The following is a 12405-nucleotide window of genomic DNA, read 5'->3' as shown; positions in this document are numbered from 1 at the left end:
TTAATAAGTACTCACGGGCGGCTACGCAACCGGGACCACTGCGCGGTGGGCCGTCCGTCGGTGCGCATGATGTCCCGCGTGCGGCGCTGCCACCGCTGCGGCCAACCGGCGGGCGAGTTCTCCCACGATTCCTGCCGCCCGTACGTGGTCATGTCGAGGAGCCCGTACGTCGGAGCCATCGGTTCCAGGCCACGGCCACTGGTCCAGAACGTCTCGAACACTCGGCCGCCCTGTCTCAGATAGCAGACCAGCGGCGCCGGCGACCGTTGGCGGTCGCCGAGCAGAGCATCCGCCGAATCCTGTGCCGAGTACCACGGCACGTCCCAGCCCATGAAGTCGCGATAGTCGACGCTCACGTCGTACGGACCTTGGCACAGCGTGGCGTACGTGACGTCGCGGGAGTGCAGGTACGACAGCTCCCGGACCTGGCCGTTGAAGAACGTGCACCCCTCGCATTGTTCGGCCACGGGCTCGTCGGTGTGCCACATGTGGAAGTACGCGATCAACTGGCTGCGGCCCTCGAACACGTCCAGCAGCGGCACCGGGCCGTCCGCGCCGACCAGGGTGATGGTGGGGTCTACCTCGACCATCGGCAGCCGCCGGCGGGCCGCGGCGATCGCGTCGCCTTCATGGGTGTGCGCCTTCTCCCGGACCCGCAACGCGTCCAGTTCGGCCAGATAGGTCTCGTGGTCGACGACGGACGGTGCCGGTGGGGTCGTTTCGGTGTTCACAACAGTCTCCTTTTCATCCAGGTGGGCTTTCAACCAACCGACGAAGGATGCCGCCCGGGATCGACAACAATCGCGAGAAAATCTCGAGATTTCTCAGAGCTCGCGCAGCCGGCCGGTCAGGTAGCGACGCTCGGCGTCGGTCGGTGCCAGCTGCAGGGCCTGCTCGTACGCCGCCCTGGCCTCGGCGGCGCGGCCGTCCCGGCGGAGCAGGTCGGCGCGGGTCGCGGGCAGCAGGTGGTAGTGGTCGAGCCGGCCGGAGGCGGCGATCTGGTCGACGAGGGCCAGGCCGGCCGGGATGCCGTCGGCCATCGCGACCGCCACGGCGTGGTTGAGATCCACGACCGGGGACGGCGCCAGCCGCGCCAACTCCGTGTACAGGGCCGCGATCTGCGGCCAGTCCGTGCTCGCCGCGTCGGGCGCGGTGACGTGGCAGGCGGCGATGGCGGCCTGCACCTGGTAGGCACCGGTTCGTCCCGTCGCCAGCGCCTGGTCGAGTGTTGCCACTCCTTCGGCGATCAGCGTCCGGTCCCACCGAGACCGGTCCTGGTTCTCCAGGGTGACCAGCACACCGGCGTCGGTGCGCGTCGCGCGCCGTGACTCGTGCAGCAGCATCAGCGCGAGCAGACCGCGCGGCTCGGGTTCCTGGGGCATCAGCCGCACCAGCAACCGGGCCAGGCGGATCGCCTCGGCGGTCAGGGCCCGTTCTCCGTTCTCCTCGTCGTAGCCCTGGTTGAAGATCAGGTAGAGCACCGCCAGGACGGAGGTCAGTCGCTGCGGGAGCAGTTCGACGGGCGGCACCCGGTACGGGATCCCGGCCTCCCGGATCTTCCGCTTCGCACGGACGAGACGCTGCGCCATCGTGGTCTCCGCGGTCAGGAAGGCCCGGGCGATCTCGGCGGTGCTCAAACCGGCCAACGTCCGCAGGGTGAGCGCGACCCGGGCCGGGAACGGCAGCGCCGGATGGCAGCAGGTGAAGATCAGCCGCAGCCGCTCGTCGGGGATCTCGTCGTGTGGCAGCTCGTCCGGGTCGGGTGCCAAGACGGCGAGCTGGCGCACCTTGCCCGCACCTGCGGCGTCGCGGCGCAGCCGATCGATCGCACGGTTGCGGGCCGTCGTGGTGAGCCAGGCACCGGGGCGCCGCGGTACGCCGTCGCGTTCCCAGCTCGTCAACGCGTAGGCGAACGCGTCCTGCGCGCAGTCCTCGGCCAGATCCCAGTCCCCCGTCATCCCGATCAGGGTCGCAACCACCTGACCCCACTCGTCCCGGAACGCCGCAGCGACGGCCGCACGGACTCGGTTCTCGGACTCCGTCATTCCCACACTGGGCGGATCTCGACGCCGCCCCACCGCGCGTAGGGATGGCCGGCCGCGATCTCGATCGCCTCGTCCAGGTTCTCGCAGTCGACGATCACGAATCCGCCGACGAAGTCCTTGGTCTCGGCGAACGGCCCATCCGACACCAGAGTCTCGCCGTCGCGGACCCGGACCGTCGTGGCGTCCACCACCGGCCGCAACCGCTGGCCGACGAGGAACCCGCCGCGCCGCTGCACGTCGGCCCACCACGCCTGATGCACGGGGTCTGCCTCGAGTTCCTCGTTCGTCGGCGATACCGACTCGTCGTCGCAGATCAGCAGGACGTACTTCATACTCCGATCTTGCCCGAGCGGTGGCCGTACAGGCACCGGATCGGACGGGCGCACCCGCCGTTTGCTCCCCGCGCGGCGTCGGCGACGGTAGATTCACGTATCGCTGCTCCCGCAAGATTCCCGCTCGTCGAAGGGATCGTCCGTTATGAGTAAGCCGACTCACCGGTGGATGCGCCGCGGTGCATCCGCCGCCCTCGCCGTCGCCATCGGGTTCGCCACGCTCTCCTGCGGATCGGATGACACCAGCGGCGGTGGGACGGAGTCGACAGCCCCGGAATCCGCCGACGTCGCGAAGATCGAACAGATCGTCCAAGGCAAGATGACCGAACTCGACCTCTCGTCCGCCGTGTTCGGGGTGTGGCGGGGCGACGAGCAGATCACCGTGGGTGCGCTGGGCGGATCCCCGATCGGCGTTCCCGCGACGCCCGACATGCAGCTGCGGGTGGGCCAGCCGATGGAACCGATGCTGTCGACGGTGCTGCTGCAACTCGACAAGGACGGCGTCGTCCCCCTCGACAAGCCGATCGCCGAATGGGTCCCCGACTTCCCGCGCGCAGACAAGATCACCCCGCGGATGCTCGCCAACAGCACCACGGGCATCGCGGACTACGTCACCGACCCCGAATTCCTGAAGCAGTTCTACGCCAACCCGATGGCGGGATTCACCGCGCAGCAGATCTTCGACCTCGCAAACTCGCGGCCGCCGCTGTTCGAGCCCGGCACCAACTGGGCATATGCCCACAGCGACCTGTGCCTGCTCGGCGTGGTCCTCGAGAAGGCCACCGGCACGACGCTCCACAACCTCATCCAGCAGCGCATCCTGGACCCGCTCGGCATGAACGCCAGCGACGTCGTGCTCACACCCCAGATGACGGAGCCGACGCTGCACGGCTACACGAATGAACGCGGCGTCTTCGAGGACTCCACGTTCTGGAACCCCACCGCCTTCCTCAACAGCGGCAACATGAACTCCACCCTCGCCGACGTCTCCGTGTGGGTGCGCGCGCTCGCCGCAGGCAAGGTCCTGTCCGAGGAGCAGTTCAAGGAGATGATGGCCCCCAGCACCGCAGGCCTCGGCCCCATGACGGCGCAGAAGTACTTCGCGTTCGGGGTCGTCCACATCGACGACTGGCTCTACATGAACCCGGCCTTCGGCGGTTACAACGGCGTCGCCTTCTACGACACGAAAACCGACACGACGATCGTCGTCTACTGCACCCTCGGACCGAAAGCCAACTCCGACACCAACAACGCCGTCCCCATCGGCAAAGACATCGGCGCTCTCCTCGTCCCCGACCGGCCCCCGAACGTCTGAAGTCCGCGGGGCGCGCTCAACCCGGATCACCGGCCGCCGGCAGGCGATACACCCGCCGCGCGGTTTCGCCGAAGAAGAGAGCCTGTTCGTCCGACGGCAGGTCGGCGAGCGCTGCCTCCACCGTGGACACCATGGTTTCGCCGTCCCACAGCAGATGGTCGATCGGGTAGTGCGAGGCGAACATGCATCGCCCGGCACCGAAGATCCCGACTGCCGCCCGCACCCAGCGACCGATTGCGTCCAGGGAGGTTCCGAAGATGAGGGCGATTCCCTGAAACTTGAGGACGACGTTCGGAAACCGACTCACCGCGCCGAGGCGTTCTTCCCAACGGGAGAAGCCCTCGGCAGTGAGGTCGACGGGCCAGCCGACCGCCTCCAACACGAAGGTCGTGTCGGGAAACGCCGCAATGAGTTCGTGCGCGTCGGGTAGCTGCTCGTCGTACACGAGTAGATCCCACACGAGCCCTGCCTCGGCGACCTTCTCGAACCCGCACAGCCAGTCCGGGTCCGACAGGTAGTCGCCACGCGCACCCAGACGCTTGGCGGGGTCGTCCGCCCAGTACAGCGGCTGACGCACCGCCTGGACCACCGGCAGATCCCGGTACCGCGCGAGAACACCTGCCAAATCAGCTGATTCGAGCTGCACAGCCGCGATGAAGGCGTCCGGACCACCGACACGATCGGCGCACTCCTGAACCCAGATTGCCTCCGCGACACCGTCCGCTGCGCCGAACTCACACGCGACCGAAGCCGTGACAGGTATCCCGTCGACCTGTGCCCGATAGTCTTGCGGCACATATCGGCGCGCCGCGTCATAGTAATTCGGCAGCAATGCAGTCAGCGCGGTTGGGCGATTGTCGATCCACGGGTACGCGAGGTCGGGCAGATTGATGAAATGCTGATGCGCATCGACAATGTCCACCTCACACAGCATATTTCACTTCTCCACGAGCGGCCGAGACTTGGTCGAGCTCAACTCACGTTGAAACTGTCCACCGCGGCAGTGACTGCGGCGGCGAATCCTTCTCCCCCGTGCCCGGCGTCGTCGAGCACGACCAACCGGCTGCCCGGCCAGGCCTGCGCGATCTCCCACGCGGTGTCCAACGGCCCGGACACGTCGTAACGTCCGTGCACCAGGATCGCCGGGATGCCGGCGAGTGCGCCCATCCCGTCGAGGATCTCGTTGGGGGCGAGGAAGCAGTCATGCGACCAGTAGTGCGTCACCAACCGCGCGAACACACTCCGGAATGCGGGATCGTCGTAGCGCGGGTTCGGCTGCCACCCCGGCATCAGTGAGATGTGCGTGTCCTCCCACGCACACCACCTCACCGCCGCTCTCCGGCGCACATCCGGGTCCGGGTCGGCCAGCAGGCGTGCGTAGGCGGCCGCGAGATTCCCCGCCCTCTCGCCTTGCGGCACACCCGCGGCGAACTGTTCCCACTGCTGAGGGAACACTCGCCCCATGGCACGGGTGATCCACTCGATCTCCCTGCGGGAACCCGTGGTGATCGCACCGAACACCGCCGCGACCACCCGCTCCGGATACTTCTGCGCGTACACCAACCCCAGGTTGACGCCCCACGAGACACCGGTGACGATCCACCGGTCGATCCCGAGATGTTCACGTAGACGCTCGATGTCGTCGACCAGGTGCCCGGTCGTGTTCGACCCCAGGTCGTAATCGGGGCCGTCTGCCAACGGCGTGCTGCGACCACACCCGCGCTGGTCGAACAGCACCGCCCGGAAGGCGGTCGGGTCGAAATAACGTCGCACTCCCGCCGTACTTCCCGAACCCGGTCCGCCGTGCAGGTACACCACGGGAACCCCGGTCGGGGACCCGACGGTCTCCCAATACAGGCGGTGACCATCGGTGACGTCGAGGAGTCCGGACTCGTACGGCTCTACCGCCGGATACAGTGCGTCGCCCACCGACTCACCCTGCCACGGCGCCGGCCTACTGTCCGTACTGTGAGTCTCGATGGAACTCGGACTGACGGACCTGATCGACCCGCGCCTGCTGCCTCTCGTCGACGCATCGCGTGCGTTCTACGCGAAGCGCGTCGCCGGTCGGGGTCCGAGTGGCTGGGAGGAACTTCGCGCTGTCCGCGCCGATGCCCCCGCCCCCGCCCCGTCGCAACCGCCGGCTGTCGAGGAGGTCGTCGTCAGCGATGGCCGTCGAGTCCCGCTGCGGATTCACGCCCCTGTCGGGCGGGCAGCAACAGGTGTCTACCTGGAGATTCACGGCGGCGGCTTCTACATGGGGTCGGCCGCCGGCAGCGACGTCCGCAACCGCCGGCTCGCGGACGCGCTCGGCGTCGCGGTCGTCAGCGTCGACTACCGGCTCGCTCCCGAACACCCGTGGCCGGCCGCACCCGACGACTGCGAAACCGCGGCGCTGTGGCTCGTCGAGCACGCCGAGGACCGCTTCGGAACAGCGAGGTTCTCCATCGGCGGCTTCTCGGCGGGCGCAACGCTCGCGACGACCACGCTGCTACGGCTGCGCGATCAGGGGATATCCGCCCTTGATTCCGCCGTCCTGCAGTTCGGAACGTACGACCTCAGTGCACAGACACCCGCCGGACGCCTGATCGCCGACGAGTACTTCCTCGACGCCTACGCGGGCGCGGCGTCGGACCGCACTCACCCCGACCTCTCCCCGATCTATGCCGACCTCACCGGCCTGCCTCCGGTCCTGATAGTCGTCGGGGACGCCGACATCCTGCTCCAGGACAACCTGGCCATGGCCGCGCGACTGTCCGCTTCGGGCGTCGACGTCGATCTCCGCATCTACCCGAACTCGCCCCACGGATTCACCGGCCACCCGACACCGATGGCCAGGGCGGCGCACGACGACATGCAGAGGTGGCTGAACGGCCACCCACGCCCGAGTGCAGGAGGTAGTCGGCATGAGTGAACATCAGTTGTCCGAAACTGCCGTCCCGGTGGTGCCGATGAGGCCGTTGTGGGATCGCGGCGAGGTGATCGGTGCAGCGGTGCTGGCGGTCGCGGGGATCGCCTGGTTCGGCTGGGCACAGGAGGATCCGCCGGCACCGTGGGTCCCCTACCTTGTCGCCGGGTCGGTGATCTCGGCGCTACTCCTGGTCGCGCTGGTGGTGCTGCTGGTACGACGACTGACGACGACCGGCTCTCCGATGGCAGATCCGCGGGTCCGCCGCCGCTACTGGCTCACGGTGGCGGTGGAAGTGGTTTTGATCGTCGGCGGAAACCTCCTCCTTGCCGCGGTCGGGCATCAGGCCTACGACGCGGCATGGACGCTGTTCGTCGTCGGTGTCCACTTCATTCCGCTGGGCAGGGTCTTTCATGCCCGGGGCCTTGCGCTGACCGGTGTCGTCGCGGCGGTCGGCGCGGTGGCCGCTGCGGGTCTCGGGCTTGCCGGCGCCGTGGCGCCGAGCGCGGCGGCCGGTGCCGGAGCCGGGGTCGTGTTCATCGGTTACGCCGGCTGGGTGCTCGGACGGGGACGCCGACCCGTCCGAACAGGTGAAGCTCGGTAGGGGGCGCTCAGCAGTCGAACACCGACCAGCAGATGTCGTTCCGCAGCCGCTGGTCGTCGAGTACGAGTTCGCGAATCGCCTCGGGGAGTTGGTCGCGCTGCCACCGGCACTCGCGTCGTCCGGCTGCCTCTGCCTCACCCGCGGGCGCGGCAGCACGGACAGCTTTGATCGCATAGGCGGCGGCACCGAGTTCGTGCGCCGCGACGTGCGCGACCGCCCCGGCCTGCCCCGCAGCGTAGGCGGCGTGCCGGGCGGCTCCGCGCAGGTCCCTGGCCGCGCCCATGGCATGGCCGCCGGCGGCGCGCGCCTCCATCATCTTGACCTCCCCGCGCACCCACGCGCGGGCGTTCTCGATCGCGTCACGCGGCCGTGGGTCGTCGGGCCGAACCGACTCGAACAGGTTCAGGACGTGCTCCGCGCACGTTGCCGCCCACAGCGCCAGGAGCTGGTGATCCGCGTCGGTGAGGGTGCCACCGCGGCGGATCGTCACGAAGCGCGGGTCTCGGACCTTCGGGAGGATCATGGACAGATTTTCCATCACGCGCATCCACCCGGCGCTTGACCCTGACACAGTGACAAGGACTCGAATGGTCGGCGAAGGAGGTGGTTGTCGTGAATACAACCAACCACGGTGGGCCGAATGCTCACCTCGTCGACGCTCTGGCCGCGGCCGATCCGTCCGCTCGGCTGCGGGCGGCGCTCGCTGCGGGCACGCACCCCGATCCCCGATTCGCGGACGCTCTCGTCGATCGGTGTGCCGTCGAACCGGACTTCTACGTCCGCGACATGCTGACCTGGGCACTGTGCCGACTGCCGGCCGAGGTCACGGTGCCGAGACTGGTCCACGAACTCCGATCCGGCTCCGCGCAGGCCCGCAGCCAGTCGCTGCACACCCTGTCCAAGATCGGGGATCGGCTCGCGTGGCCCGCGGTGTCGGCACTGTTGCACGACGGGCACGACGAGGTCGCGCGCAGCGCGTGGCGGGCGGCCGTGGTCCTCGTGCCGCCCGGCGACGAGGCTGCGCTCGCGGCCGAACTGGTGACCGAACTCGGACGCGGCGACCATCAGATGCACCTCAGTCTGAGCCGTGCCTTCGTCGGACTCGGGGACGCCGCCCTACCGGTCCTCGACGCAGCCGGGACGAGTCCCGATCCGCACCTTCGCGCGCATGCCGATGCAACGAGGCAGCTCTGCCACGACCCCGACAGCGGATTCGCCCTCTCACTCGAGATGGCGAAGCGCGTCGCGGTCGCCGGACCCGACACGCAGTAGGAGGAGATGGGATGTTGATCGGCGAGGTCTCGCGGCGGTGCGGTGTCAGCACCCGGATGTTGCGCCACTACGACAGGCTGGGACTGGTCGAGCCCACCGGCCGCACGTCGGGTGGCTACCGCGAGTACTCCGCCGACGACATCCGACGGCTCTTCCACGTCGAGAGCCTGAGGACGCTGGGGCTGTCGCTGAACGAGGCCAAACGCGCACTGGACGAGCCCGATTTCGCACCGGCCGATCTGGTGGGAGACCTCATTCGGCACACCCGCCAGCGGATCGCGGCCGAGGAGGAACTGCTCGGCAGGCTCGAAAGCGTCGACGCTGCCTCCCCCGCGGAGTGGGACGATGTCCTGAACCTCGTCACCCTGTTGCGGGCGCTCGAATCGGAGTCCGCCGCCCGTCGTCAGCAGGCGATCCTGTCCGCGAACGGCAAGGCGTCGCTGCCGGTCGAGGCGTTGGTCGAGGCCGCCCTGTCGGAGGACGACCTCAATGTGGCCGGCGCGCTGCAATGGTCGTTGGCGAGGATCGCCGGTCGGGGACTCGCGGATCTCGCCAACGGACTCGACGCGGAGGAGGTCGACGTCCGGCGTCGGGCCACGACCGCGATAGCGGCAATCCACACCGACGAGGCCGTCGCACATCTGAGACGGGCCCTCGACGACTCGGACGCCACGGTCCGCGGATACGCGGCCCTCGCGCTCGGCTCCCGCGGGAACAGCGAGGCGATACCCGTCCTCCTCCAGATGGTCGTCACGGGCCGGCTCGACGTCGAGGCCGCCGAGGTGCTGGGTCTGCTGACGACGCTCTCTCCGTCTGCCGACGACATCGTCGGGGCCATGCAGGACACACTCGACACCGTCGACGACGCGCCCACACGGTTGCGAATCACGCAGGCCCTCGCCGAGATTCCCGGCACCGCGGCACGGAGGGCACTCACCCTTCTGACCCACGACGGCGACCGGACGATCGCCTCCACCGCGGCAGCGATCATCAGCGCGCAGGACCGTGAGCTGGATCCGGAGAGGATAGCGCGCGATCAAACAGCGGGCCACCAGCAACGATAGCCGTGGTTACGGCAAAGCCCTGGGAACGGGGTGCCGCGCAATGTACGGCTACTCGCCCAACCCGGCCGGCCGCAACGACCCCTCCAGCCCGAAATCGTTATCGTGCTCGAGCGGTCGATGAACTCCGGGTTCGCCGGCATCGACAACCCGCTGTTCTTCGCCGACACCACCAGGATGTTGTTCGGGAACCAGAAGAAATCGGTTGCCGAGGTCACCGAAGACCGTGCCCAGTTGGACTGGACGTATTGCACTCAGACCGGCGCTCGGCGCGCACGGCCGGTCCGAAGATAGCACTGACACCTACCACGCAATGGACACAATCTGCTCCACCACAAAGCCTTTGGGTATACCTACTATCGATGAAACCCTCTCTGCAGGGCCCGTCATGGATCGCGGATCCAGTTTCACTAGTCGTGGCCTGTTCCGCAATTTTCGATCGACGCTGACCCTCAGACTATTTCACCGAGTTTACGACTGAGATCCGACCTCAGCTCGCCGAAGGGCTCGCGAGCACTCCGACGTGTACCATCCCGCGGCGCTTCTGACGCCGCGGGATGGTGCGCTAGTGATGGTCGATCTCAGAAGAGGAACTTGCGGAACGAGTTCTTCTCCACAATCACGCCGTCCTTGAAGCGGTAGTAGTCGACACCGTGTGTCTCGATCGGCTCTCCGTCCTTCTTCGCGGTGAAGCGCCATTCGTTGTAACCCTCATCACCGGCGTAGAACTCACGGATCGTCTTCAACTCGTACTCGGTGTGGGCGTCGAGCCAATCGGTGAGTGACTGGGTCACGTTTGCTCGACCTTCGGCCGCGATCGGCAGTCGAGCCGACTCGAAGTGGGCATCTTCAGCGAGCAAGGCCGCGATGGCATCCGCATCGCGAGCGTTCTGTGCCGCGGTAAACTTGCGCGTGATCTCGGCGTTCGAGGTCATATTTCACGTTCTCCTTGTCGTATGGCTTTCCGCCGTCGACGACGGCGGGTGGGGCGGATGTCGGACTCACTTTCTCGATCCGCCATCACGTACATGACCATATGCAGGCCGCATTCGCGGAAACTGTGCCAATTCGGGAAAGTTGTCGACCATCAACTTGTGTCGATCACGCCCCGTATCGGGTGTCCAACACCGTACGAAACTCTGATATCTGTTTCGGTGCAGAATGATTCGTAACGGTCGATCCGTCCAGCGGTGCGCGGGTGTGAGCATTGCAGCGCTGATCGCAGAAACGGAAGGAGCGACCCGAGCACATTTGTAACATGAAATCGGATCGTGTTCACGCTGACGAAGAGTTCGGCGGCCACCTCGGGGTTGCTGCGGCCAGCAGCTATGCCGTTGAGGATCTGGCGCTCGTGATCAGTCAATGATTCCCATTCCAGCTCGGGGCCGGCGTGTTTACATGACCTTGCAGTGTCGCTGGCACACTCAGATGCAATCGTTCAGGACACCCGACAGCATTAACATTTACTGCACTCGCACTAAATGCAGCATAGTCCCCGGGGGGATTCACCACCTGAGTCAGCTATCCAGGATCACCCGATCTCTGAATCTTTGTTCTTTCCAAGGGATGTCCTACGTATTCCCCGACAACGCCTGACGGGATCCCATCCGCGGACCTCGTGCCATCTCACGGTCGATGCGAACAGCAAGACGAGAAGATAGAGCACTTGCTCTTGATGCCCGAGATACAGCAATACAACGACGGCAAGAAATAGCGGCAGAACCAACTTGGTTATCGAAAGCACGTGCACCTCGAAGTCCGCGACACCGATCTCCTGCCGCTGTGGAATCTGCAGTTCAACTCCCGCCATCGGGCCGAAATGTCCGTTAGACGCGTCGCCGGCGTAATCGACACCGGCGACACTCGCTGCCTCGTTGGCGCTTGGGTCCACAGTCGCTTGGCAGTGCCGGGCGGTCCGGGAGTGCCTCCGTTCAGCGTGAAGCTTCTTCGTCGACGACATCGTTGTCGAAATTCAGTCCTGGCAGCAGCCGATGGCCGGCGTCGATCAACATCTCCAACCCTGTCACGTGCCGCGATTCGTCCGACGCGAGCCAAATCGCACCGTCTGCGACGGCTTCCGGCGCCAGGGCACTGCGGCCGCGGAGTACGTGCCAGTTCCGGCACGCCGCCAGGTAGTCTTCGCGCGTGGCCCCGGCCTTGCCGGTGATCCGATCTCGGGTTCCGGGGTTGTCGTTGATAATCGTGTCGACAGGTCCGGGCAGAAGTGCATTGACGCGAATGTTGTACTGGCCGAGCGCAAGCGCTGCAGACTTCATCACACCGATCACACCATGCTTGGCAGCGACATAGGACATGTTCCCTGCGTCGCCCTCCTGCCCGTTCGTCGACGAGGTCAGTATGACCGACCCACGCATGCGCTCCATCATGTGGGGAGCCACGGCTTTGACCGTTCGCCAGACACCGTTGAGGCAGATGTCCGTGACGACTTTCCATTCGGAGTCGGTCATTTCCCAGAATGGCTTGTTGTCGAGCACACCGGCGTTCGCGACAACGACATCGATGTGACCGAACTTGTCGAGTCCGGCGGCGACGACCCTGTCGATCTGTTCCTGGTCACGGACGTCTGCGATCTCGGCAACCACACCGCGGCCGAGTCGTTCGACGGAAGCTTCTGTCTCTTTCAGGTCCGCCGCGGTCGCGAGTGGGTAGTGGATGTGTTCGATCGGTCCATCGATGTCACATACGATGATGTTCGCACCTTCACGAGCGAATTTCTCAGCGATGGCACGCCCCTGGCCTCGCGCACCGCCGGTGATGAAAGCTGTCTTGCCGTCGAGACGGTTCATACAGTTTCCCTTTCACGTCGTGGGTTGACTCTTGGTGTGATGCCGGCGCAGGTTGGACCTG

General features: G+C 66.4%; 15 protein-coding genes and 1 pseudogene. 6 read left to right on the top strand and 10 right to left on the bottom strand.

Annotation, left to right across the window (positions count from 1 at the left end; genetic code table 11):
• Window positions 1-11 precede the first annotated feature (11 nt).
• From JWS13_RS27845 to JWS13_RS27835, 3 genes are all read right to left on the bottom strand, one after another.
• Window positions 12-731: a DUF899 family protein gene (locus tag JWS13_RS27845; RefSeq protein WP_206008610.1), complete on the bottom strand. Its 720-nt coding sequence runs from the start codon at window positions 729-731 to the stop codon at window positions 12-14.
• 93 nt (window positions 732-824) lie between these two features.
• Window positions 825-2045, bottom strand: coding sequence for an RNA polymerase sigma factor (locus JWS13_RS27840; protein WP_206008609.1), 1221 nt, complete (start codon window positions 2043-2045; stop codon window positions 825-827).
• Window positions 2042-2377, bottom strand: a complete 336-nt coding sequence (locus JWS13_RS27835; RefSeq protein WP_206008608.1) for a YciI family protein — start codon at window positions 2375-2377, stop codon at window positions 2042-2044. Before JWS13_RS27835 ends, JWS13_RS27840 begins: the two co-directional genes overlap by 4 nt.
• 145 nt (window positions 2378-2522) lie before the next feature.
• On the opposite strand from JWS13_RS27835, the gene JWS13_RS27830 reads away from it, so the two are divergent.
• Window positions 2523-3692 carry a serine hydrolase domain-containing protein gene (locus JWS13_RS27830; protein WP_206008607.1) on the top strand — a complete coding sequence of 390 codons (1170 nt, stop codon included), beginning with the start codon at window positions 2523-2525 and terminating at the stop codon, window positions 3690-3692.
• A gap of 16 nt (window positions 3693-3708) precedes the next feature.
• Here JWS13_RS27830 and JWS13_RS27825 read toward each other — a convergent pair whose 3' ends face one another.
• Both JWS13_RS27825 and pip read right to left on the bottom strand, forming a co-directional pair.
• Window positions 3709-4626 (bottom strand): amidohydrolase family protein, encoded by a 918-nt coding sequence (locus JWS13_RS27825; RefSeq protein ID WP_206008605.1) that lies wholly within the window; start codon window positions 4624-4626, stop codon window positions 3709-3711.
• A 38-nt stretch (window positions 4627-4664) separates the two neighbouring features.
• Window positions 4665-5621 (bottom strand): prolyl aminopeptidase, encoded by a 957-nt coding sequence (gene pip, locus JWS13_RS27820; protein ID WP_206008601.1) that lies wholly within the window; start codon window positions 5619-5621, stop codon window positions 4665-4667.
• Between the two features lie 49 nt (window positions 5622-5670).
• Between pip and JWS13_RS27815 the strand changes: the two genes are divergently transcribed.
• Window positions 5671-6606 carry an alpha/beta hydrolase gene (locus tag JWS13_RS27815; protein ID WP_206008600.1) on the top strand — a complete coding sequence of 312 codons (936 nt, stop codon included), beginning with the start codon at window positions 5671-5673 and terminating at the stop codon, window positions 6604-6606.
• On the top strand, window positions 6599-7204 hold the full coding sequence (locus JWS13_RS27810) for a hypothetical protein (protein WP_206008598.1): 606 nt from the start codon (window positions 6599-6601) through the stop codon (window positions 7202-7204). The genes JWS13_RS27815 and JWS13_RS27810 overlap by 8 nt, the downstream gene beginning before the upstream one ends.
• Before the next feature lie 7 nt (window positions 7205-7211).
• Here the strand turns inward: JWS13_RS27810 and JWS13_RS27805 are convergent, their stop codons facing one another.
• Entirely contained in the window at window positions 7212-7727 is a 516-nt protein-coding gene (locus JWS13_RS27805) for a putative immunity protein (protein ID WP_206008597.1), read from the bottom strand.
• A gap of 80 nt (window positions 7728-7807) precedes the next feature.
• On the opposite strand from JWS13_RS27805, the gene JWS13_RS27800 reads away from it, so the two are divergent.
• The 3 genes and pseudogenes from JWS13_RS27800 to JWS13_RS27790 all read left to right on the top strand — a co-directional run.
• Window positions 7808-8476, top strand: coding sequence for a HEAT repeat domain-containing protein (locus tag JWS13_RS27800; protein ID WP_206008595.1), 669 nt, complete (start codon window positions 7808-7810; stop codon window positions 8474-8476).
• A gap of 11 nt (window positions 8477-8487) precedes the next feature.
• The gene (locus tag JWS13_RS27795) at window positions 8488-9540 is read left to right on the top strand and encodes a MerR family transcriptional regulator (protein ID WP_206008593.1); all 1053 of its coding nucleotides are present in this window, start codon (window positions 8488-8490) and stop codon (window positions 9538-9540) included.
• A 58-nt stretch (window positions 9541-9598) separates the two neighbouring features.
• Window positions 9599-9831 (top strand): annotated as a pseudogene (locus JWS13_RS27790) (NAD(P)(+) transhydrogenase (Re/Si-specific) subunit beta); the annotation flags it as partial.
• A gap of 287 nt (window positions 9832-10118) precedes the next feature.
• Here the strand turns inward: JWS13_RS27790 and JWS13_RS27785 are convergent.
• From JWS13_RS27785 to JWS13_RS27770, 4 genes are all read right to left on the bottom strand, one after another.
• Complete coding sequence (locus tag JWS13_RS27785; protein ID WP_206008591.1) at window positions 10119-10472, bottom strand: nuclear transport factor 2 family protein; 354 nt, start codon at window positions 10470-10472, stop codon at window positions 10119-10121.
• Between the two features lie 152 nt (window positions 10473-10624).
• On the bottom strand, window positions 10625-10900 hold the full coding sequence (locus JWS13_RS46495; RefSeq protein WP_206008589.1) for a helix-turn-helix domain-containing protein: 276 nt from the start codon (window positions 10898-10900) through the stop codon (window positions 10625-10627).
• A 168-nt stretch (window positions 10901-11068) separates the two neighbouring features.
• Window positions 11069-11428 (bottom strand): hypothetical protein, encoded by a 360-nt coding sequence (locus JWS13_RS27775; protein WP_206008587.1) that lies wholly within the window; start codon window positions 11426-11428, stop codon window positions 11069-11071.
• 40 nt (window positions 11429-11468) lie between these two features.
• Complete coding sequence (locus JWS13_RS27770) at window positions 11469-12344, bottom strand: mycofactocin-coupled SDR family oxidoreductase (protein ID WP_206008585.1); 876 nt, start codon at window positions 12342-12344, stop codon at window positions 11469-11471.
• Window positions 12345-12405: the final 61 nt, after the last annotated feature.

This window comes from Rhodococcus pseudokoreensis, assembly GCF_017068395.1.
Lineage (GTDB): Bacteria > Actinomycetota > Actinomycetes > Mycobacteriales > Mycobacteriaceae > Rhodococcus_F > Rhodococcus_F pseudokoreensis.
This window is presented reverse-complemented; position numbering and strand designations above follow the sequence as displayed.